The 22,177-nt window shown below is 68.4% G+C and carries 19 protein-coding genes; 8 read left to right on the top strand and 11 right to left on the bottom strand.

Going from position 1 to position 22,177, the window contains the following annotated elements:
- Positions 1-40: 40 nt before the first annotated feature.
- Together B4L26_RS01025 and B4L26_RS01020 are read right to left on the bottom strand one after the other, a co-directional pair.
- Complete coding sequence (locus tag B4L26_RS01025; protein ID WP_324549425.1) at positions 41-2,695, bottom strand: DUF6049 family protein; 2,655 nt, start codon at positions 2,693-2,695, stop codon at positions 41-43.
- Entirely contained in the window at positions 2,586-3,557 is a 972-nt protein-coding gene (locus tag B4L26_RS01020) for an NUDIX hydrolase (protein ID WP_290714753.1), read from the bottom strand. The genes B4L26_RS01025 and B4L26_RS01020 overlap by 110 nt, the downstream gene beginning before the upstream one ends.
- 88 nt (positions 3,558-3,645) lie before the next feature.
- Here B4L26_RS01020 and B4L26_RS01015 point away from each other — a divergent pair, with 88 nt between their 5' ends.
- Positions 3,646-5,088, top strand: coding sequence for a CCA tRNA nucleotidyltransferase (locus B4L26_RS01015; protein ID WP_290714751.1), 1,443 nt, complete (start codon positions 3,646-3,648; stop codon positions 5,086-5,088).
- Between the two features lie 21 nt (positions 5,089-5,109).
- On the opposite strand, the gene B4L26_RS01010 is transcribed toward B4L26_RS01015, so the two are convergent.
- Both B4L26_RS01010 and B4L26_RS01005 read right to left on the bottom strand, forming a co-directional pair.
- A complete protein-coding gene (locus tag B4L26_RS01010) occupies positions 5,110-6,042 on the bottom strand; it encodes a YegS/Rv2252/BmrU family lipid kinase (protein ID WP_290714749.1) in 933 nt (310 codons plus the stop codon).
- Positions 6,042-7,682, bottom strand: coding sequence for an FAD-binding oxidoreductase (locus B4L26_RS01005; RefSeq protein ID WP_290714747.1), 1,641 nt, complete (start codon positions 7,680-7,682; stop codon positions 6,042-6,044). Before B4L26_RS01005 ends, B4L26_RS01010 begins: the two co-directional genes overlap by 1 nt.
- 20 nt (positions 7,683-7,702) lie before the next feature.
- On the opposite strand from B4L26_RS01005, the gene B4L26_RS01000 reads away from it, so the two are divergent.
- Both B4L26_RS01000 and B4L26_RS00995 read left to right on the top strand, forming a co-directional pair.
- Positions 7,703-8,341, top strand: a complete 639-nt coding sequence (locus tag B4L26_RS01000) for a TetR/AcrR family transcriptional regulator (protein ID WP_290714745.1) — start codon at positions 7,703-7,705, stop codon at positions 8,339-8,341.
- Between the two features lie 4 nt (positions 8,342-8,345).
- Complete coding sequence (locus B4L26_RS00995) at positions 8,346-9,884, top strand: glycerol-3-phosphate dehydrogenase/oxidase (RefSeq protein ID WP_290714743.1); 1,539 nt, start codon at positions 8,346-8,348, stop codon at positions 9,882-9,884.
- Positions 9,885-9,923: 39 nt separating this feature from the next.
- Here the strand turns inward: B4L26_RS00995 and B4L26_RS00990 are convergent, their stop codons facing one another.
- The 4 genes from B4L26_RS00990 to B4L26_RS00975 form a co-directional block, all read right to left on the bottom strand.
- The gene (locus B4L26_RS00990) at positions 9,924-10,316 is read right to left on the bottom strand and encodes a YccF domain-containing protein (protein WP_290714741.1); all 393 of its coding nucleotides are present in this window, start codon (positions 10,314-10,316) and stop codon (positions 9,924-9,926) included.
- Between the two features lie 70 nt (positions 10,317-10,386).
- A complete protein-coding gene (locus B4L26_RS00985) occupies positions 10,387-10,791 on the bottom strand; it encodes a type II toxin-antitoxin system VapC family toxin (RefSeq protein WP_290714738.1) in 405 nt (134 codons plus the stop codon).
- 9 nt (positions 10,792-10,800) lie between these two features.
- Positions 10,801-11,031, bottom strand: coding sequence for a FitA-like ribbon-helix-helix domain-containing protein (locus tag B4L26_RS00980; RefSeq protein WP_290714736.1), 231 nt, complete (start codon positions 11,029-11,031; stop codon positions 10,801-10,803).
- 71 nt (positions 11,032-11,102) lie between these two features.
- The gene (locus B4L26_RS00975; RefSeq protein WP_290714735.1) at positions 11,103-11,591 is read right to left on the bottom strand and encodes a hypothetical protein; all 489 of its coding nucleotides are present in this window, start codon (positions 11,589-11,591) and stop codon (positions 11,103-11,105) included.
- Positions 11,592-11,655: 64 nt separating this feature from the next.
- On the opposite strand from B4L26_RS00975, the gene B4L26_RS00970 reads away from it, so the two are divergent.
- Positions 11,656-12,762 (top strand): aminotransferase class V-fold PLP-dependent enzyme, encoded by a 1,107-nt coding sequence (locus tag B4L26_RS00970; protein WP_290714734.1) that lies wholly within the window; start codon positions 11,656-11,658, stop codon positions 12,760-12,762.
- Here the strand turns inward: B4L26_RS00970 and B4L26_RS00965 are convergent.
- Positions 12,756-13,991: an MFS transporter gene (locus tag B4L26_RS00965; protein ID WP_290714732.1), complete on the bottom strand. Its 1,236-nt coding sequence runs from the start codon at positions 13,989-13,991 to the stop codon at positions 12,756-12,758. The two genes, B4L26_RS00970 and B4L26_RS00965, sit on opposite strands and share 7 nt — an antisense overlap.
- Positions 13,992-14,066: 75 nt before the next feature.
- Between B4L26_RS00965 and B4L26_RS00960 the strand changes: the two genes are divergently transcribed.
- The 3 genes from B4L26_RS00960 to B4L26_RS00950 all read left to right on the top strand — a co-directional run bounded on the left by B4L26_RS00960 (position 14,067) and on the right by B4L26_RS00950 (position 17,306).
- Positions 14,067-14,669, top strand: a complete 603-nt coding sequence (locus tag B4L26_RS00960) for a YqgE/AlgH family protein (protein WP_290714840.1) — start codon at positions 14,067-14,069, stop codon at positions 14,667-14,669.
- 202 nt (positions 14,670-14,871) lie between these two features.
- On the top strand, positions 14,872-16,899 hold the full coding sequence (locus B4L26_RS00955; protein ID WP_290714730.1) for a CocE/NonD family hydrolase: 2,028 nt from the start codon (positions 14,872-14,874) through the stop codon (positions 16,897-16,899).
- 74 nt (positions 16,900-16,973) lie between these two features.
- Positions 16,974-17,306 carry a DUF4333 domain-containing protein gene (locus B4L26_RS00950; protein ID WP_290714728.1) on the top strand — a complete coding sequence of 111 codons (333 nt, stop codon included), beginning with the start codon at positions 16,974-16,976 and terminating at the stop codon, positions 17,304-17,306.
- 57 nt (positions 17,307-17,363) lie between these two features.
- Here B4L26_RS00950 and B4L26_RS00945 read toward each other — a convergent pair whose 3' ends face one another.
- Together B4L26_RS00945 and B4L26_RS00940 are read right to left on the bottom strand one after the other, a co-directional pair.
- On the bottom strand, positions 17,364-18,362 hold the full coding sequence (locus B4L26_RS00945; RefSeq protein WP_290714726.1) for a bile acid:sodium symporter family protein: 999 nt from the start codon (positions 18,360-18,362) through the stop codon (positions 17,364-17,366).
- Entirely contained in the window at positions 18,362-18,901 is a 540-nt protein-coding gene (locus B4L26_RS00940) for an SdpI family protein (protein ID WP_290714723.1), read from the bottom strand. Before B4L26_RS00940 ends, B4L26_RS00945 begins: the two co-directional genes overlap by 1 nt.
- Before the next feature lie 47 nt (positions 18,902-18,948).
- On the opposite strand from B4L26_RS00940, the gene leuS reads away from it, so the two are divergent.
- Positions 18,949-21,819 (top strand): leucine--tRNA ligase, encoded by a 2,871-nt coding sequence (gene leuS / locus B4L26_RS00935; RefSeq protein ID WP_290714720.1) that lies wholly within the window; start codon positions 18,949-18,951, stop codon positions 21,817-21,819.
- Positions 21,820-22,177 lie beyond the last annotated feature (358 nt).

Raw genomic sequence — 22,177 nt, 5'->3', positions numbered from 1 at the left:
GGGCGGCGGGGAGTGAAGGCGCGGGTCTTCGGATGGTCGGTCAGCCATGTCCGGACTCCCCCTGCGGCCCGGAGTACCCGCGGCCGGCGATGAACCGGTCTTGCGCGCTCGCCTCGGAGCGGTCGGCGTCGGCTGGATCGGGCGTGCCGCGGAAGCGGTGCCAGAGGCGGCGCGCGACGAGTAGGACGAGGATTGCCGCGGCGACGATGGTCACGACGAACAGCGGTTTGCCATACGCGTTTGAGTTCACCGAGAGCCGGATCGGACCCGCGCCGAGGCGCACGCCCGACGCAGAGACGAGCGTGAACGTCACCGACGTCGACGACGATCGCTTCGACTGCGCCGGCATCTGTACCTGACGGGTACCCCGGGCGGGGATCTCGATGACGCCGAGGTCGTCGATCTCGAAATCGGCCGGGGCAGTCGTCTCGATGCGCACGCGGATGGGCAGCGCCAGTTCGTTGCGGGTGACCAGGAGCAGCGGACTGCGTTCGGACACCTGCGTGTATCGGCCGCCGGGGTCGAGGATCGACACCGACTCCCGCATGCGACGCAGGGTATCGGCGACGGCACCGACCCGAACTGCGCGGCCCTCGCGGATCCGGCCGATCGCCGACGTCGAATCGTCGTCGGGCGTGGGCATTGACCGGATGAGGTCGTAGCGCAACGGTGCCATGTAGCGCTCCGGTGTTGCGGGTCCGTCCGGCACGTTGACCAGGGCGGCTTGGAGTTGCCAGGTGAGACCCGCCGAGGTGTTGATCGACGTCGCGGCCTGCGGCGATGGAACCGCGCCGGGGATCGGGGCGCCGGTGAGCGCCGCGGCACGGCTGGCGGTCGTGGTCTGTGCGACGACAGTCGGCAGCGGGGTGGCGGTTGCTGCGCCCGACCGCAGCAGCAGTCCGGCGGTCGCCACCAGGTCGACTGCATCCTCGGGGGTGACCGACCAGAACGACGGCGGCGCGATGACCGAGCTACGGCCGCTGACCGGCAGGGGATCGCCGGGCCGTGCCGGGAACCGCACATCGGGCACCGCGATCGAGGGGAAGGCCAGGGACGCCAAGGCGGCCTGTCGTCGGCTCACCGGCGACTCGTTGGATAACACCATGCGTTGGGCGCCGGGGGTTGCGACCACATCGCGCGGGCGAGACCCTGCGGCACCCAGGGCGGCGCTGATCGGGCGGTCGAAGGTGGCGATGCGCAATCGGTCCGCACGAATCGAATACCGGCCAGCCGCGTCGCTGCGGTCCTGGGGGGCAACGGCGTCGGCGGCGGTCAGAGCGGTGGAGATCTGTGCCTTGACCAGCTCATCGGCGCCACCGTTGGTGACGACCCCGGCCGTCGGGATGGCGACGTCTCGGACGCTGCGGACGCCGAGGATGCTGTCGACGAGGTCGGCCGAACCGCGCAGCGACAAGCGGGTGAGCGAGGTATTGCCGACGCGCTGCAGCCCGTCGAGGTCGACGCCGGCGAACGGCAGAGCGACGACACAGCGCCCGGCGGCGGCCTTGGTGAGTTCGGCCAACCACGTCCGCGCCGCTTCCTGCCCGGTCCCCGCGACGGTCGGCCCGCCGGTGGCGGAGGGGTCGCTCAGCACCGCGTATCCGCGGGTCATCGCCGACACCGTGACGAGCAGATCGGGGTCGACGGCGAGGCAGAGGCTGTCGCGCACGGCTGCTCGCGGATCGTCGTTGCGGGCTGTGATCACCGGGTGCAGGCCCTTCAGGAGGTCGTGCAGGCGACCGCCCGGCGAGAGTGATCGGGACAGGTTGTCGTTCACGAGCACGATCTGATCGGTCGTGCCGGCGCCGACGCGTCCGGGCACTGCCTGCGGTGGCGCGGCGAGGGGCCACAAGAGGGTGAACGCGGCCGGACGGCTGGTGTTTGCGGCGACCGAGCCGTCCGGGCCCAGTCCCGGCATGGCGTCGGGGTGTTCGGCGAACAAGCGGGCGCGCTCGGCGTCGGGCGGCAGCGACAACACCGGTAGGAGGGTCCGCGAGTCCGCGACGCGCGCCTGTGCGCCGTAGTCCGGGGTGGCGTTGAGGTTCACCAACAGGGGGTAGACGCCAGGCTCGGATATCCGCAGGCCGCCGGGACCGCTCAGCGGTAGACGAAGGGAGAAACCGGTGGTCGCGCCCGGAGCCAACGTCTCGGCGATGGTGTGGAAATCGCCGTTGACCTCGAATGTTGCCGGGTCGGCAGCGAGCTCGGCGCGTAGGTCGGCGGCACGGCGTGCGGGCTGACCGCGCTGCAGGCGGATGCTCAGTGAGCGCAGCAGCCGGTTGCCGGTGTTGGCCACCGTGCCCTCGACCACGACGGTGGGGCCGGTGGTGGTGGTGACGACAGTGGGCCGCACGCCGTTGATCGAGATGGCGGCAAAGCGTTCGGCGCGTTCGGGTCGGTCCCTACCCCGGTCGCCATCGGGACCCTGTGACACGTCGGTGTGCGGTGATGCCGTCGTGGGCGGTGATCCGGTGCCCGGTGCGGCGGCGACGTGCGCGCTCACGAGACCGGGACCGACCAGCAGGCTCGCGAGCGCCATCACGGCCGCGAGTGAGCCCCACCGCCCGGCGTATCCGCTCGGCGCTCTAACCACTGGGCGTGGGCGGCCGCCGACCACGTCGACGGCGCCTGCGCGCACTCGGCGGCGGCGTCGGGTCCTTCCGGCGCTGGTTGCGGGCGGCGGCGGCTTTCTCATAATCGTTGGGTTCGGTCCGGGAATTCTGCGCCTCGCTCTGCGCGAGACGGCCGGGGTCGGCGGCGAGTTCGGTGATGACACTCTCGGCCATTCGGGCCAATCGGCGCTCGTCAGAATACGTGAGACGCTTCGGCAGTTCGACCAGTGGGACCCACGCGACCTCGGCCACTTCATAGTCGGCGTCGGAGAGTTCGCCGCCGGTGCTGCGGAGAAGATAGTGGTGCACGGTCTTGTGGATGCGCCGACCCTCGCTGACGAACCAATAGTCGATCTTGCCCAGCGGTGCAACGACTGACCCCTGGATGCCGGTCTCCTCGGCGACCTCGCGCACAGCGGTCTGCTCGGCGGTCTCGCCGGTCTCGATGTGTCCCTTGGGCAGCGACCACATCATGCGTCCGCGCCGGTCGACGCGGCCGATGAGGGCGGCCACCAGTTCGTCGAACGGCTGGCTCAGGTCGCTGACGACGAGCCCGCCCGCCGATGTTTCGCGCACGGTCCGCAATCGCGGGCCCCGAACCCGGTTCTTCTTGCGCTGCTCGGCCTGCGAATTCGTGGCCGGTGCGGCCGGCCGCTTGGCGATCGCGGTGGCCAGGTCTGACGGTTTGGGCGGGTGGCGCTGCGCGCTGGACGACTCCCCGACCAGGTGCGGTCCGGGAGTGGGGGTGTTGTTGCCCGTGCCGGTGTCAGCGGTCTTCGAGGGTGCCGGTGCCGGGTCCGTGGCCTGCGGGGTCACGACCGGTTGGACTGCGCCCCCGCCGCCGCGCCGACGTCGCCCGCGGCGTCGCCGCGGTGAGGTCGGGGTCGCGCCATTCTCACCGCCCGCACCATTGCGGGAGGGCTCGAAGGGCTGGGCAGAGGACACGCTTCGATGCTAGCCGCCCGTTCCCTGAAGTTTCCCTAGACGTCGGGGATGACGAGTCGTGTCACTGGAGGCGATAGGCTGTGACCTCGTGACCGAGTCCGATTTGCGACGTGCGCGATTGCTGGCCGGGGCCGCCGTGGCGTTGCGCGACCTCGGTGATGTCGTGAACCCGCTGGGCCGGCTTTTTGCCGACGCCGGTCATGAGCTCTTCCTCGTCGGCGGATCGGTGCGCGACGCGGTGCTGGGCCGCCTCGGCAACGATCTGGACTTCACCACCGACGCCCGTCCCGACACCATTGCGGCCATTTTGGAGGAGTGGGCCGACACCGTGTGGGACACGGGAATCGCCTACGGCACGGTGAGCGCGCGGCGCGGTGGGCACCTCGTCGAGATCACCACCTTCCGCAGTGACACCTACGACCAGGTGAGCCGCAATCCCGAGGTGGTCTTCGGTGACACCCTCGACGGTGATCTGGTGCGGCGCGATTTCACCATCAACGCGATGGCGGTCGCGATCACTGGCGCGGGTCCTGGCGAGTTCCTCGACCCTCTCGACGGGATGTCGGCGCTCCTTGCCGGGGTGATCGATACACCCGCCGCGCCCGAGCAGTCCTTCGGCGACGATCCGTTGCGCATGCTGCGGGCGGTCCGATTCGTCGGGCAGCTCGGCTTCACCCTGGCGCCCCGAACCGCGGCCGCAATCACGGCGATGGCCGACGAGATCGAGCGGATCACCCCCGAGAGGATCCGCGTCGAACTGGACAAGATGATCTGCGGCGAGCACGCGATCGAGGCGGTGGACCTGCTGGTGGCGACCGGGCTGGCCGAGCGGATCATCCCCGAGATCCCCGCGATGAAGCTGACGATCGACGAGCACCATCAGCACAAGGACGTCTACGCGCACTCGCTCACCGTGCTGCAGCAGGCGATCGACCTGGAGACCGGCGATCCCGACCCCGTCCTGCGGTGGGCGGCGCTGCTGCACGACATCGGCAAGCCGGCCACCCGGCGCCACGAGGACGGGGGCGGCGTCAGCTTCCACCACCACGAGGTCGTCGGGGCGAAGATGGTGCGCAAACGGCTGCGCGCGTTGAAATACCCGAAGGCGATGACCGAGGACATCGCGCAGCTGGTGTTCCTGCACCTGCGCTTCCACGGCTACGGCGACGGCAAATGGACCGATTCGGCGGTGCGCCGCTACGTGGCCGATGCCGGCCCGCTGCTGGACCGGTTGCACAAGCTGGTGCGCGCGGACTGCACGACGCGCAACCGGCGCCGGGCGCGCCGGCTGCAGGAGAACTACGACGACCTCGAGCGCCGGATCGCCGCGATCGCCGCCGCCGAAGACCTGCAGCGCGTGCGGCCCGACTTGGACGGCAACGCAATCATGGAGCTGCTCGGCATTCCGCCCGGGCCTCTCGTCGGGAAGGCGTGGAAACACCTCAAGGAGGTCCGGCTCGATCGCGGTCCGCTCGACCGGGACGAGGCCGAGGACGAGTTGCGCCGGTGGTGGGCCGAGCAGGGCGGATAGGCCGGGCCCGCCGAGTCTGGTTCAGTCGTGCGGCATCAGGATGTGCGCGGCTCCGGGCAGGGTGTCGAAGGTCGCGGGCAGGTGGCCGACGAGATCCCCGTCGACCGAGACCAGCGCGGGCGGGTCCGACGCGACTGTCACCGCCGCGCCGCGCCCGGTGTGCACCAGGTGATGCTCGACGTGGGTGCCGCGGAAGACCGTCGGCAGTAGACGCAGCAGTGTCATGCGCCCCACGCTGGGCGCCATCGTCGCGACGGTGACGTCGAGAAGGCCGTCGTGGATGTCGGCGTTCGGGGTGATCAGCATGCCGCCGCCGTAGGACTTGGTGTTGCCGATCGCGGCGAAGAGGGCATCGCCGTCGACGAGCGGCTCTCCGTCGACATGGACGGTGAAGTGCCGTGCGCGCAGCTTCGCGATCTCGGCGATCGCGGCCACCAGGTAGCGAGCCTGGCCGCGCGGCCACGACATCTTGTTGGCGCGGTCGGTCACATCCGCGTCGAATCCGGTGGCGGCGACGGTGACGAACAGCGCCTCGTCGCGCTGCGCGTCGGTGTCGAGGCCGAACCGGACGCGGCCTAGGTCCATGGCGCGCATCTGTCCGTCGACGATGATGTCGACCGCGGATGTGATATCGCCGGTAGGGACGCGCAGCGTGCGGGCCAGGTCGTTGCCGGTGCCCGCCGGGATGATCCCGACCGGGGTGGTCGACCCGGAGGCGGCCTCCAGGACAAGGCGGATGGTCCCGTCGCCGCCGACCGCCACCAACGCCTCCACCGAATCGTCGGCGACCGCGCCGGCGGCGAGGCGCTGGGCGTCGGCGAGGTCGGTGCCGGCCAGGACCTCGACGTGTACGCCTCGCTTCTCCAGCAGAGTTTTGGCTTCGGCGGCGATTGCCAGGCCGGTGCCCTTGCGTGCGAGCGGATTGGCGAGGATCGCCACCGAGCGGATCGTCATCAGACCAGTTTGCCCGGGTTGCACACACCGGCGGGGTCGAGCACGTCCTTGACGGCGCGCAGGGCGTCGACGCCAAGTTCGCCGATCTCGGCCGAGAGCCACGGGCGGTGGTCGCGGCCGACGGCGTGGTGATGGGTGATCGACGCCCCCGCGTCGGTGATGGCCTGGCTCACCGTGCGTTTGGCGGCCATCCACTGTTCGAGGGGCTCGCCGTCCTGCCGGTAGACGACGGTGAAGTACAGCGAGGCGCCCGTGGCATAGGTGTGGGAGATGTGGCACATGACGACGGTGGGCTCGGGCAGTGCCTCGCTCAGCGCGGCGGTCACGGCGGTCTTCAAGGCGTCGAGGTTGGCCCACGAGGTCACAGTCTCGAGCGTTTCGCAGCCGACGCCGATATCGAGCAGCGCGTCGCGCAGGTACGGGCCGGAGAAGCGGCCGTGTTCCCAGGCTTGCGCCGGACCGGGGCCGAGGGATTGGCCGCCGACGGCGGTGAATATCTCGCGGACGACGCCGGCGCGGGCGGCGACGGCGGTCGGCGAACCCTCGAACGTGGTGATCGCCAGACAGCCGCCGGGCACTTGCTTGTCCGGCAGATCGTCATCAGAACTCTCCCCGATCTCGGTGGGGCGAGCCAGGTTGAGCGCGGTCTCCACCTCGTCGGACACGCGCATCACCGTTGGCATCACGCCCTCCTGGGCGACGGCGCGGAAGGCGGCCGCAGCGTCGGTGAAAGAGTTGAAGCGCCACCCCTCGTACTCGGTGACCGCGGGTACGCGGTGCACGCGCACCGACACGCGAGTGACGATGCCGAACGCGCCTTCGGAGCCCATCACCAGTTGGCGCAGGTCGGGTCCGACGGCGTTCTTGGGTGATCGACCGGCCACCAGGGTGCCGCGCGGCGTCACCAGAGTCAGCGCCTGGACCATGTCGTCGAACCGCCCGTAGCCGGCCGAGGCCTGGCCCGAGGAGCGGGTGACCGCGAACCCGCCGATCGTCGCGAAGCGGAAGCTCTGGGGGAAGTGGCCGAGGGAGTAGCCGCGCTCCCCCAGTAGCTCCTCGGCGTCCGGGCCGGTGACGCCCGCGCCGAGGGTGGCGACCTGGGATACCTCGTCGAGGTCGATCAGCGCGTCCATGCGGCGCAGGTCCACCGTGATCGCGGCGCGGAATCGGCCGGCATCGGGGTCGACCCCGCCGACGACGCTGGTGCCGCCCCCGAAGGGCACGACGGCGACCCGGTTCTCCTCGCACCAGGCGAGGAGGGCGGCGACCTCCTCATCGGTGGCCGGGAGCACGACGGCGTCGGGGGCGTCTTGGGTGGGCTGGCGGCGACGCAGCAGGTCGGGAGTCGATTTGCCGCCCGCGCGCAGCAGGCGATCCGCGTCGGCGGTAGAAGCGAAGCCGTCACCGACGATGCCGCGCAGTCCCGCGAGATCGGCGTCGGACAGACAGCTGGGCGAGACGGTGACCGTTGAGGGGTCGAGGGTGGGGAGGGTGATTTCCCCGGAAACCCCGAGCATTCCGCGGATGAGCGTGGACGTTCCCTCCGACAGTGGTGCGGCAAGGGCGGGGTCGCCCCACGCGTCCCATTGCATTGGTGGAACGGGGACCTGGTGCAGTTCGGGCTTGAATCCAGCAGACATGCGATACAGTGTTACAGATCATGTCAACCCGTAACGACGTTTCCCCCGAATCCGGGGCTGGCGAACCCGGCGAGCAGGGCGACGACCTGCGCATCCGGGTCCTCGACGCCGCACGCGAGGAGATCCTGCGTCAACACGGTCGCAAAGTCAGCCTCGCCGACGTGGCGCGGGCCGCGGGTGTCAGCCGACCGACCGTCTATCGGCGCTGGGCCGACCTCGACGCGGTCGTGCGCGACCTCTGCCAACGGGAGATCAGCCGGATCGTTGCCGCTGTGCAGGCGACAACGCCACTGCGTACACGGTCGGGCTTCGCGCCCGCGATCGATCAGATCGTTCGCGTGGTCGGCGCGATCCGCGATGACGAGCTGTTCTCCGAGCTGTGGCGCGGACAGCCGGAGTTCCTGCTCCCCTACGTTTTCGACCGTCTCGGCTCCAGTCAGCTCAGCCTGCTGAACCTCATCGCCGAGTCGATCGAGCAGGGCCAGGCCGACGGGTGGGTCCGCGAGGGCGACCCCGACAAACTCGCAGCCATGGTCTTGTTGATCACGCAGGCCGCGGTGCAGTCGCAGGCCGTCGTCGAACCGATCCTGGGTGAGGATTGGTCGACCGAGTTGCACCGCGCGCTCGCCAGCTATCTTGAGCATCCCGGCAAGGAGTGAATCGATGACTGTACTGAATGCCGCCCGTCGCCGCGCCGACCTCGCTGTGCTGACTGAGCGCGCCGACCCGGTCGACGTCCTGGTGATCGGCGGTGGCGTGACCGGTGTCGGCGTCGCGCTCGATGCCGCCACGCGCGGGCTGTCGGTGGCGCTGGTGGAGGCTCATGACCTCGCGTTCGGCACTTCGCGGTGGAGCAGCAAGCTGGTCCACGGAGGACTTCGCTACCTTGCGTCCGGTGACATCGGTATCGCCCGGGAGAGTGCCGACGAGCGGCACCACCTCATGACGGCGATCGCGCCGCATCTCATCAAGCCGGTGCGCCAGATCGTGCCCGACTACGGCGACACCAGCGCCGATCTTCTAGTCCGTGCCGGGTTCCGAGCCGGCGACGCGCTGCGACGTGCGGCGGGCACACCCGCGGATGTCCTTCCGGGGCCGAAGCGGCTGTCGGCGATCGATGTGGTCGCCGCCTGCCCGACCGTCCGCCGGCACGGGCTGCGGGGCGGGGCGTCGACGACCGACGGGCAGTTGATCGACGACGCGCGGCTGGTCACTGCGATCGCGCGGACCGCCGCCGGGTACGGCGCCGCGATCTTCACCCGCGTGCGCGTACTCCGCGCCGGCGGCGGCGGGGCCGTCGTGCACGACGAGGTGTCGGGCCGCGAGTTCGCCATTGCCGCTCGCTCGGTGATCAACGCGACCGGGGTGTGGGCCGCCGGATTGGAGTCGACGCTGAGCGTCCGGCCCAGCCGCGGCACGCACCTCGTCTTCGACGCGGCGACCTTCGGAAATCCCACCGGCGCACTGACCGTCCGGATCCCCGGTTCGACGAGCCGCTTCATCTTCGCGCTGCCCGAGCAGCTCGGCCGCGTGTACCTCGGGCTGACCGACGTCGACGCCGCCGGACCGATCCCGGACATTCCCAAGCCCGACGAGAGCGAGATCGACTTCCTTCTCGACACCGTCAACACCGCGCTGGCCTTGCCGGTGTCGCGGGCCGACATCCGCGGCGTGTTCTCCGGCCTGCGCCCGCTGATCGACAGCGCGGGCGGCGTCGGCGAGTCCCTCGCCGACGTATCGCGCCGCCACGACGTGCGCGTCACCGACGGTTCGATGGTCAGCGTCATCGGCGGCAAGCTCACGACCTACCGGCAGATGGCCCAGGACGCGGTCGACGCAGCGGTGGCGTCAGCCGGGCTGATTGCGAACGACTGCATCACGACGTCGGTGGCCCTCGTCGGTGCGACCCCGGTCGATCCGGTGTTCCCGGCGGGATTGCCGGCATCGCTTATCGCGCGCTTCGGTGCCGAGGCGCCCAAGGTCGTCGAGGATGCGACTGTCGGCGAGCCACTCGCGCCGATCGTCGAGGGCATCGACGTGACCCGGGCCGAGATCGAGTTCGCGTTCACCCATGAGGGGGCGCTGGATGTCGATGACGTGCTGGACCGGCGCACGCGTATCGGCTTGGTCCCCGCCGACGCCGATCGTGCCCGACCGGCCGTCGAGCAGATTGCCGCGCGCGTCCTGGAGCAGTTGGTCTAGCAATCCGCCGACCGAGCCCGACTTGACGCCGACCGAGCTCTAACGAGTGTCGGCGGTGGGCTGGGTCGGCACGATCTGAGCGCCCAGGGGCACCAGGGAGACCGGCACCATCTTGAAGCTGGCGATGCCCAAGGGGATGCCGATGATCGTCGCGCACAGTGCGAGGCCGGTGACGACATGCCCGATCACCAACCACCAGCCGGCGAGCACGATCCAGAGGATGTTGCCGATCACCGACATCGCGCCCGCCGTCGGCTTGCGCTCGATGGTGCGCCCAAACGGCCACAGGGCGTAGTTCGCCATGCGGAACGATGCGATTCCGAAGGGGATGGTGATGATGAGGATGAAACACAGGATCCCGGCGAACGCGTAGCCGACCGCCATCCAGAACCCGGCCAGGACGAGCCAGATGATGTTCAGAATCGTCTTCATCGCCCAAGTATGCCGCGGCGGCGTGCCCCCGTCCCCGGGCGATCGGTCTAGTCCCCGCGAACGATCGGACCTAGAGCACGGTGATCGCGACAGGTATCCCTAGTTGATCAGTGGCGCTGGCCAGTCGGCCGTCGATGGTGACGATCGCGGCCGAGCGCTCGGCGGCGACAGCTACGTACAGACCGTCGTAGAGCGAGATATTGTGCCGCCAGCTCCAGGCGGTGCGGAGGAGGAGTGCATCAGGGAGCACGTACTCGATGGCGAGTGCGGTGACGGCGTCCGCGGCAACTTCGGCGTCCTCCGGGTTCAATTGTCCGCGCAGGACAGCTTTGTGCAAGGTGCGTAGCACCTCACCCGGCATGTGGGCAGGCGCCAACCAGCCGTCGTCGCCCTTCAGGACTGCGCGCGCCGCGTCACCTTGGGGGGTGCTGCTGGTGAGCGCCAACACCAACACGCCCGCGTCAACCACAATCACCGGCGCAACTTACCCGTCGCGGTCGGCGCGGATGGCGGTCGTCACGTCTTCGGCAGTCATGGTGAGGCTGCGGTGACCGGCCAGCTCCTCCAAGAGCTCGCGGTTGCGTTGAGCCTGGTACTCCCGCTCCAAGAGCGAGCGTAGATACGTTTGAGTCGACTGGCCGCGAGCCTCGGCACGGGCCGCCAGCGCGTCGCGGACGGCCTCGGGGACATCTTTGATCTGAATCGCCACGGCCATATTCAGATACTAACGCATGCGCATGTCATGCGCATGTGGCACCCGGCCCCGGCTCGCACCTCGCACAGTCCTCACGGGTCGCGGTGCCTAACGCGGTCGACTACGCCATCGCCGTCGGAGTCGACGAGCACCGTGTCAGTCCGGCCGTCTCCGTCGGTGTCGAGATGCAGTTCTCGACGACCGTCGGCGAAGGTCACCAGTGTCGCGTCGGGGGCGCCGTCGCCGTCGAGGTCGACGGGCCGCCACTGACGCCCGGGTTTGGGTGGTGCGCCCGATTCCACCGCCCCGAACCCCGACGGCGGCGGACTGCGCACGCCCCACACGCCGTTCCCGGTGTCGGTGAAGTACGTGTCCGGAGTGCCGTCGTCATCGAGGTCGAGCGCGGCGTACTCGGCCACGCCGTCACCGTCGGCGTCGATCATCGCGTCGTCGGCCAGCCCGTCACCGTCGAAGTCCAGGCGCACCGAATCGAGGCGCCCGTCGCCGTTGAGGTCGGCGTCTGCGGGCGCATGCCACGTGTGGGTCTCGCCGAATCCAGTACCGAAGGTGTGGGCGATCATTGGCGGCTCCATATTCTTTGGACGCAGCGGCGCTCCCGGTGGTTCCACTCGATAGATTGGACAGATGTTCCTCAGCGAGCTCGGATCGGCATGGCATGACGCGCGCGTCGAGCCGGACATCGCCCATCTGGACTCCGCTTCGGCGGGACGCTCGTCGAACGCGGTTATCGAGGCGATCACCAAGCACCTCTGGGAGGAATCCCGGCACGGCTCGTACGTTGCGATGGACGCGGCGGCTCAAGATCTGGAACGGGGTTCGCGAGAGCTCGCCGCCCTGATCGGTCACCATGCCGACGAACTCGTCTACCGCGACACGGCCCGCGCGGCACTGCGCGCGCTCCTGGGTGTCGCGAACCTGCCGGTGACGACGACGGTGTGGGTCGCCCGCAACGAGTTCGGGCCCAACCTCGTCGAATTCGGGCGCCGCGGGTTCGGCGTCCACACGATGCCCTCGGCCGACGTGTACGGGCGCGTGGACACCGATGCCTTGGAGAACATGCTGCAGTTCGAGCAGCCCGATTTCATCCACGTCTGCCACATCGGGTCGGGTAACGGGGTGGTGCAGCCGGTCGTCGAGATCGTCGAACTGGCGCACGCTGCCGGCGTCCCCGTCGTCGTCGACATGGCCCAGTCGATCGGCCACGTCCCGACGATCACCGGCGCCGACGTCGTGTACGGCACCAGTCGCAAGTGGTTGACCGGACCGCGCGGTGTCGGATTCGTCGCAGTACGCCCAGACTCGCGACTGCGGATCGACGTCGAGGACATGGAAGCCGGGGCCACCGCCGGGTTCATTGCCGGGCGGCTCGGGCTCGGTGCAGCGGTCGAGGAATTGATCGGGTTGGGACCCCACCGGGTTTTCGGTGAGCTGGCGACCATTGGCCGGGCGGCGCGCGAGCGGCTGACCGGGATCGCGAGCTGGGAAGTCGTCGAACCGGTCGACGAGCCGACGGCGCTCGTCACGCTCGCACCGCCACCGGGATTCCAGCCCGCCGATGTCGCCGCCGCCGCGGCCCACCTACGGAAGGTCGGCCTGTTGGTGACGGCTGCGGAGGCACAGCGTGCCCCGCTGATGCTGGACAATTCCGTCTTGCGACTGAGCCCGCACCTGGATGTGACACGTCAAGACCTCGACCGGCTTGCCGCCGAGCTGCGCACGATGGGTTACTGACGGGGTCCCACTGTCGCGGCACGTGCGCCGGTGCGGTGCCGACGCACGACGCCCAGCAGTGCGGCCGCGTACACGATGGCTCCGAGTACGACGAGCCCGACTGCGCGGCCGTCATCGGGCACGCCGAGTGCGGCGACGGTGACAGCCACGACGAAGGTCAGGTTGAACACCGCGTCCTGGATGGCGAACACCTCGCCGCGCTGGTCGTCGGGGATATCGAGTTGCATGGCGACATCGCCGCACAGCTTCACCGTCTGCCCGGCCCATCCGAGGACTATCGCCGCGGCGGTGATCGTGTTCAGTTCGAAGGCGAGAAGGAAGAGCTGTGCCCCGGTCGCGACGATCAGTGCGATCGCCAGGACATGCCGCCGCGGGATGCGGTGTGCTAGGACAGGGGTGGTCACCGCGGCGATGAGGGCGCCGGCTGCAGCCGCGCCGACGAGGAGCAGGTAGCGGCGCAGCCCGCTGGAGATTCCGGCGTGATTGGCCAGCACGAGCAGGACCAGCGAATTCATCCCGAAGACCCATCGGTGCGCGCCGATAGCGCCGAGTACTTCGGCTACCGACGGTGTCCGCCGGATCACGGTGAGCCCGCGGCGCCAGCCGAGCGCGAAAGAACGGGGGTGCTCCCGGGCGGACGGCGTGCCGTCGGGCCCCAATGCTCGGGCTGGGAAGCCGTGGGCGAGTACCGCGGCGAGCAGCGTCAACACCGCGGCGGGCAGCATCGTCTGGGCCGCCCCGGAATCGTCCCCGCCGACGACCACCCGCGCGGCGGCGGCGAGGCCCAGACCACCGAGGGCAGCGGCCCCGCCCAGCGTGGTGAACACCGCGTTCGTGGTCACCAGTGACTCGCGGTCGGTGACGTGAGGCAGTGCCGCCGACAGTCCGGAGGCGACGAACCGACTCGCGCCCATCACGCCGAGTGCGGCGACCAGGATCACCGGTTCGGGCAGCGCCGAGGCCAGCAGGGCGGCGCTCACCGCGATCAGGACTGCGCGAATCACGTTGGCCCACAACAGGACCAGCCGCCGATCCCATCGGTCAAGGAGGCTGCCGATAAGTGGTCCGACCAGCGAGTACGGTCCGAACAGCACCACCAGACTGGCTGCCATGAGCAATGGGCCGGTCTGGCGGTCGGGATTGAAGGCGACCGCCCCGAACAACGCGGCCTGGAAGACCCCGTCGGCTCCCTGGCCCGCAAGGCGCGTCGCCAAGAGCCGGGTTTTCACCGTTCAAGAGTACCGACGAGCATGCGCGAGCCGTGCCATGATGAGGGCGTGGGCGGCGACGATTCCGACGATCCGATGGCCGGCACCGGGGGCGGGGCCGATGGCCGGTTCGGCGCGGTGCCCATCCGGGCCGGGACGCTGCTGATCGCCTCCCCGTCGCTGACCGAATCCTCCTTCGCGCGCACCGTCGTCTACGTCATCGAGCACGACGAAGGCGGCAGCATCGGCGTTGTCATCAACCAGCCGTCGCACTCGGCGGTCCACAACCTGCTCCCCCGCTGGTCCGATCTCGCCGCCAACCCCAAGGCGCTGTTCGTCGGCGGGCCGGTCAAGCGCGACGGGGCGCTGTGCCTGGGCGTGGCGGAGCGCGGCGTCGACATCCACGGCGTTGAGGGGGTGATGACGGTGAGCGGCCGCGTCGTCCTGGTCGACCTCGATACCGACCCCGACGAGGTGGCGCCGCTGTTGGTCGGGGTGCGCATCATGGCCGGTTATGCCGGCTGGGGGCCGGGACAGCTCGACGACGAGTTGGGGGAAGACAGCTGGTTGGTCGCCTCGGCGATGGCCGACGATGTGCTGGCACCGGCCGGGGTGGACCTCTGGGCGTCGGTGCTGCGGCGACAGCCGTGGCCGCTACCGTTGCTGGCTACCTATCCGATGGATGTGACGGCGAATTAGGCGTGATGCCCGGAACTCGACTAGGGCGATGGTCCCGAGCTTCGTGACCCGTGTGTGATCGATTCGAGACTGTGGTTTGATTCTTAACGTTGCCTGTGAGTAACCTCCCTCACATTAAGGCACGTGACGTACTCGCGGTCGGGGTGGTTGACGACCCGCGGTCGTCGAATCAGCAGTGATCTTGGGGAACAGGAGCCTCTCAATGAGGAAACGATTGTTGGTAGTTGCCGCCTGCGCCATCGGCGCCGTGCTGGCCCCGGTCGCGACGGCGGGCGCCGCGATTCCCGTCGGACCCAGCGGTGGCGCTGCGGGTAAGGCGTGGACGCGCACCGCGCTCGGGCCGCAGCACTACCCCGGTGTGCACATCGATTGGGATGTCCCGATCCGGATGAGTGACGGCACGATCCTCAAGTCCAACGTCTACCGGCCCGCTGACGCGGCCGGTCGCCCGGTGGCGACGAAGACACCGACGATCGTGAACCTCACGCCCTACACCAAGCTGGTCTCGACGATCGCCGCCGAGACCTTGCAGCACCCGATCCTCGCTCCGATCACCGAGCAGATCATCAACATGATCAATCTGACCGGAACGCCGATCGAAGGCTTCGGAGACATCCTCAACGGCCAGAACGGCGGGGCGTTCCGCACGTTCACCGTCGACAAGTCGCTCGTGCAGGCCGGCTACAGCTTCGTCGTCGTCGACGTCCGAGGCACCGGCTTCTCGCAGGGCAAGTGGGACGTGTTCCAGCGCCGTGAGCAGCAGGACACGATCGAGGTCATCGACTGGGCGTCCAAGCAGCGGTTCTCCAACGGCAAGGTCGGCATGACCGGCATGTCGTACTCGGCGATCAACCAGATCTACGCGGCGAACAAGAACCCGGCGCCGCTGAAGGCGATCTTCCCGCTCGTTCCCGGCGGCGACCTGACCCGCGACATCGTCGCGCCCGGCGGCGCGCTCGGCGTCGGCTTCCTGCCGCTGTGGTTGGCGATGGTGAACGCGACCAAGATGGTTCCCGACGTCGCCTCGATGTTCACCGGCACCTTCGACTGGAAGTGGCTGGCGGACCGCTTGGCCAATCCGTTGGTCTTCTTCCCACAGTTGATGGCGGCGCTGTTCACCCCGGATATCAATTCGATCCCGCCGGACATGAAGCGCCTCGTCGTGCCCGGTTCGCGGGAGCGGCTGGACTGGATGGATCACGCCGACAACATCAAGGTGCCGACGATGATCAACGGCATGTGGTTCGACCTGTTCACCAACAGTGAAGTGCGGATGTTCAACAAGATCCCGCTGCCCATGGGTAAGAAGCAGCTGATCATGGGCGAGGGCTACCACATCACGCCGGGCCACGACCACGGCCGCCCGGGCACTCCCCCGCGGATCAACGTCCTGCAGCGAGCCTGGTTCGACAAGTGGCTCAAGGGGATCGACAACGGGATCGACAAGTACGGCCCCGCGACGCTCTACCAGATGGGCAACAAGTGGATCACCGCGCCGAGCTTCCCTCGGCCGGGCATGACGCGTCAGCGCCTGTATCTGTCGGACCGTCCCAGTGGGACTGCTCCGTACGCGGCGCGCGACGGCCGGCTGACCGTGGCCCCGACGAACTCCCGCGGCCGTCTGACCGTCGCTCCCGGGCTGGCCACCGTCTGCTCGCGCGACTCCGGGCAGCAGACGTTCGGTATGAGCGCCATCTTCCGCTTCTGCGGTAAGGACAACCGGATCGCCGAGCACGATGCGTTGACCTTCACCACGCCACCGGTGCGGACGGCGCGCAGCATCTCCGGCTTCTCCAATCTCCGGATCAACGCGGTCATGGATGCGCCCGACGGCTACTGGACGGCGATGATGACCGACGTGGCCCCCAACGGTGAGTCGACGGTGATCGCTTCGGGACAGGTCGTCGCCTCGTTGCGGTCGATCGACCAGGGCTCGTCCACCTTTGCCGCCAACGGCGACGTGATCGACCCGTTCTACACGCTGTCGCTGGCCGCGCGGAAGCGGGTGAAGCCCGGCGTCCCGGTGGAGATCGACTTGGGTCTGCTTCCGACCGAGGCGATGCTCAAGCCGGGTCACCGGTTGCGGATCGACGTCTTCGCGATGAATTTCCCGAAGGGTCTTCCGTTGCGTCCGCTGCTGAACGAGTCGATGCTGCGCCCGCAGCACATCCAGCTCGATCCGAATCGGCCGAGCTTCCTCAACGTGCCGGTGTCGAAGGAGTTCGAGTAGGGAGCATCGCGGTTCCGCCGGTGATCGGCGGGAATGGGTGTTAGCGTAGGATTTGTCCGAAAAGGAGACTGATGATGCGTACTCGGATTGCCAGTGGGATTGGGGCTGCTGCCCTCGTGGTGGCGGCCTTGACCGGATGTAATGTCTCGGCCTCGGTTGGCGGGAACACGATCAGCCAGGCCGAGTTGGAGAAAGAGACCAAGAACGTCCTTCAGCCGAAGTTCAATGTGCCGATCACCGCGCATTGCAAAGGCGGACTGAAGGCCGAAGCCGGGGCCACCCAGGAGTGCGTCATCGAGGGTGACGGCCAGTGGCAACTGGTAACTACGACGGCCACCGACGACAAGGGCAAGTTCAACGCGAACGCGATCCCCGGGACTGTCGCCAAGCCCGATTGGGTGAAGTAGGCACGCAAGCCTGTCAATAGTTCGGCCTCCGAGGGAGCGATTCCCTCGGAGGCCGAACTATTCGCTTACTTCAGGGTCCGGCCGCTTCGCGTACCGCGAGGCCAGCATGCTGCAGAGGATCAGCTGGATCTGATGGAAGATCATCAGCGGTAGGACGATCAGGCCCACCGTCGAGCCGGTGAACAGCACCGTCGCCATGGGAAGTCCGGCGGCCAGGCTCTTCTTCGATCCGCAGAATTGGATCGCGATGGTGTCTGCGCGGTCGAACCCGAGGCGGGGCGGTAGGGCACCGGTGACGATGAGCATGACGACGACCAGGGCGGTGGCGAGCGCGGCGACCGCAATGACCTCCCCGGCGCTGACCTGGGACCAGATGTGGTTGCGCATGCCTTCGGAGAAGGCCACGTAGACGACGAGCACGATGGAACCGCGGTCCACGAGCTTCGTCGGCTTCGCGTGCCTGGCGACCCAGTCGGCGATCCACGGCCGTGCGAGTTGCCCGACGAGGAACGGCAGCAGGATCTGCGCCATGATCCGCAGGACCGAGGAGCCGTCGATGTGCATGCCCGACGAGGTGTTCATCAGCCAGACCGCGAGCAACGGTGTGACGATGACGCCGATGAGGCTCGATACCGATGCCGCGACGATCGCCGCGGCCACGTTTCCGCGCGCGATCGAGGTGAACGCGATCGACGACTGGACCGTCGAGGGCACCAGGCAGGTGAAGAGCAGGCCCAAGTAGAGGTGTTCGCCGACGAGGGGTTCGACGAGAGGGCGCATCGCGACGCCGATGATCGGGAAGACCACGAAGGTGAACGCCAGGATCAGCAGGTGCAGCCGCCAGTGGGTGAGGCCGTCGAGGGCCTCGCGCGGGTGCAGCCGGGCGCCGTAGAGGAAGAACAGCAGGGCGATCGCGGCGATGACCACCCAGTCCATGACATCGGCGAACACGCCTTTCGCCGGGAACAGCGCCGCCACGACGACGGTCAACATGATCGAGATGACGAAACCGTCGATCGGCGACTTCGCGAGCAGGGCTCGCGGGGAGAGTGCCACTAGGCCCGCGTGTGGTCGTCGGTGGTGGTCTCGTCGTCGAAGCAGGCATCGCGCATCTCGCACCCGCCGCACGAGGTCCCGGTCCCGCAGATGTCCTCGTCACCGTGCGCGTGCTCACCGTCGGCAGAGTCGGCCTCCGCGTCATGTCCGCCGCATCCGCACTCCGAACCGCAACCGGACGGCTCGGCGTCGGGCGGTAGTGCGGCGACGGCGCGGATGGCGGTGCCGGAGAGAAGTCCAACAAGCCCGAGAGCGACGATGAGGCCGATCAGGCCCAGGGCGATGCCGGCGATCCCACGCTGCGACACGGCCAACCCGGCGGCCACGAGGGCAAGTACGCCGGTCGCGAGGAGGCCCGGAGCGACGACGCGGTTGGCGGCGGCGAAGGCCTTCTCGCTGCGCATGGTCTCCGTGCTGCGGATGCCGAAGTAGCGGTTTCGGCGTAGGAGCCCCGCCCACCCGGCGATGCCGAGCAAGATCCACGCGAGACCGCTGAGCGCGGCGATTGCCGCGACGAGGTATGCGATGACGTTGGCCACGGCTACCACTCTACGTCGCGTCGTAGGCCACCATTTACGCTGGTCGGGTGACTGGATCGAACCCTGACGCCGCCGCCTCCGACACTGCGCACCGCTACACCGCGCAGCTCGCGGGCGAGATCGAATCGCGCTGGCAGCAGCTGTGGAGCGAGACCGGCGTCTACGAGGCACCGAACCCCGTCGGGCCGCTTGCCGGTGACCTGAGTGTCTACTCCCCCGACGACAAGATGTTCATCCAGGACATGTTCCCGTACCCGTCTGGCGCGGGCCTGCACGTCGGACATCCGCTGGGTTTCATCGCGACCGACGTCTTCGCGCGGTTCTGCCGCATGGACGGACGAAACGTTCTGCACACCATGGGCTTCGACTCGTTTGGCCTGCCGGCCGAGCAATACGCCGTGCAGACCGGAACGCACCCGCGCACCACCACCGACGCCAACATCGAGCGGTACCTCGGACAGATCCGCCGGCTGGGCCTGGGCCACGACGAGCGTCGTCGTGTCGCCACCACCGACGTCGAGTTCTACCGCTGGACGCAGTGGATCTTCCTGCAGATCTACAACGCCTGGTTTGACCCGGACGCCGACGGCGCCACCGGGTCGGGTCGTGGCAAGGCACGGCCGATCGCCGAGCTGATCGCCGAATTCGATTCGGGGACAAGGACTCTCGACGACGGACGGTCGTGGTCGGAACTCGCCGCCGCCGAGAAGCGCGCGGTCGTCGACGATCATCGGCTCGTCTATCTCAGCAACTCACTGGTCAACTGGTGCCCGGGGTTGGGCACCGTGCTGGCGAACGAAGAAGTCACCGCCGACGGGCGCAGCGAGCGCGGCAACTTCCCCGTCTTCCGCAAGAACCTGCGCCAGTGGATGATGCGGATCACCGCCTACTCCGACCGCCTGCTCGACGACCTCGATCTGCTCGATTGGCCGGAGAAGGTCAAGACGATGCAGCGCAACTGGATCGGGCGCTCGCGCGGTGCGCACGTCGATTTCGCGCTGCCCGGTGACCGCCCCGTCAAGGTTTTCACCACCCGGCCCGACACCCTGTTCGGCGCGACTTACATGGTCCTGGCTCCCGAGCACGAGCTCGTCGACGAGATCATCGCCGACTCGTGGCCTTCCGGGGTCGATGAGCGATGGACCGGTGGCGCTTCGACCCCGGGCGAGGCGGTCGCCGCCTACCGTGCCTCGATCGCGGCGAAGTCGGACCTGGAGCGCCAGGAGAACAAGGAGAAGACCGGTGTTTTCACCGGTGCCTACGCGACCAATCCGGTGAATGGCGAGCAGATCCCGGTCTTCATCGCCGACTATGTGCTGATCGGCTACGGCACCGGTGCCATCATGGCGGTGCCGGGCCACGATGCCCGTGACTACGAATTCGCGACGGCCTTCGGCCTGCCGATCCGCGAGGTCATCGGCTCGGAGCAGGGCATCGCCGAATCGGCGTGGACCGGCGACGGCCCCCTGGTGAACTCCGGCTTCCTCGACGGCCTGCCCGTCGACGAGGCCAAGGCGCAGATCGTCGCCAAACTCGAGGCCGACGGCTCCGGCATCGGGACGGTCCAGTACAAGCTGCGTGACTGGTTGTTCGCCCGTCAGCGCTACTGGGGCGAGCCGTTCCCCATCGTGTACGACGCCGATGGGAACGCCCATCCGCTGCCCGAGTCGATGCTCCCCGTCGAACTGCCGGAGGTGGAGGACTACGCACCCGTAGCGTTCGATCCCGACGATGCTGATTCGGAGCCTTCTCCCCCGCTTGCGAAGGCCACCGAGTGGGCGAGGGTCGAGCTGGACCTGGGCGATGGGGTGCAGACCTACACCCGCGACGTGAACGTGATGCCGCAGTGGGCCGGATCGTCGTGGTACCAATTGCGCTACATCGATCCGACGAACTCAGAATTCTTGTGCGCCAAGGAGAATGAGGAGTACTGGATGGGTCCGCGCCCGTCAGTGCACGGGCCGGATGACCCCGGCGGGCTGGATCTCTACATCGGTGGGATGGAGCACGCGGTGCTGCACCTGCTGTACTCGAGGTTCTGGCACAAGGTGCTGTTCGACCTCGGCTTCGTGACGAGCAAGGAACCGTATCGGCGACTGTTCAACCAGGGCATGATCCAGGCGTACGCCTATACCGATGCGCGCGGCGTCTACGTGCCCGCCGACGACGTGTCCGAGCGCGACGGGAAGTTCTACCTCGGCGATGACGAGGTTTTCCAGGAGTACGGAAAGATGGGTAAGTCGCTCAAGAATTCCGTTGCGCCCGATGACATCTGCCGCGACTACGGTGCCGACACGCTGCGCGTCTACGAGATGTCGATGGGCCCGCTGGACCAGTCGCGGCCGTGGGCGACCAAGGACGTCGTCGGTGCTCAGCGATTCCTGCAGCGCGCATGGCGGCTCGTCGTCGACGAGGAGTCCGGGGCGGTGCGGGTGACCGACGCGCAGCCAACCGAGGACGATTTGCGGGCGCTGCACAAGGCGATCGCCGGGGTGCGAGACGACTACGCGAACCTGCGCACCAATACAGCCGGTGCCAAGTTGATCGAGCTGACGAACCACCTGACGAAGGCGTATCCCGCGGGTGCGCCGAGGGCGGTCGTCGAGCCGCTCGTGGTGATGTTGGCCCCGCTCGCGCCCCATATTGCCGACGAGTTGTGGGAGCGGCTCGGACACGGCGAGTCGTTGGCGCACGGGCCGTTCCCGGTCGCTGACGAGCAGTGGTTGGCGCAAGACTCGATCGAGATCCCGATCCAGGTCAAGGGCAAGGTGCGCAGCCGGATCACCGTCGCGGTCGACGCCGACGAGGAGACGGTACGCGCGGCCGCATTGGCCGACGAGAAGATCGTCGCGCTGCTCGACGGTGAGCCGCGCAAGGTGATCGTCGTGCCGGGCCGCATGGTCAACGTCGTCCCGTAGGCCGCCCCGTAGCCGACTGGGCCGTGCCGGACGGCCGACTGGGTCGTCCTCAACTGCCGAGTGGGTCGGGCCGGACCGCCGACTGGGCCGTCCCCAACCTCCGACTGGGCCGTCGGGCGTCGCCAAATGACCATATGGAAGCTCCGTTGCCCTGCGGCTCTGGGCAGATCCGCAGATGGCGAAGGCGGGCGAGACGAACACCGGACATGGTGGGCGAGGCGTCTATCTGCGAGATCCGAGCGGCCATTTCTTGGAGTTCATCACCGCGCCGTATCTGTAGTCGCACGGCCCAGTCGGCGGTTGAGGGCGGCTCAGTCGGCGGTTGAGGGCGACCCAGTCGGCGGTTGAGGGCGACCCA

It is taken from the genome of Gordonia sp. UBA7599, assembly GCA_002477755.1.
In the GTDB taxonomy this organism is placed as follows: Bacteria; Actinomycetota; Actinomycetes; order Mycobacteriales; family Mycobacteriaceae; genus Gordonia.
The sequence above is the reverse complement of the archived record's forward strand: the minus strand, read 5'-3'. Positions and strand labels throughout refer to the sequence as shown.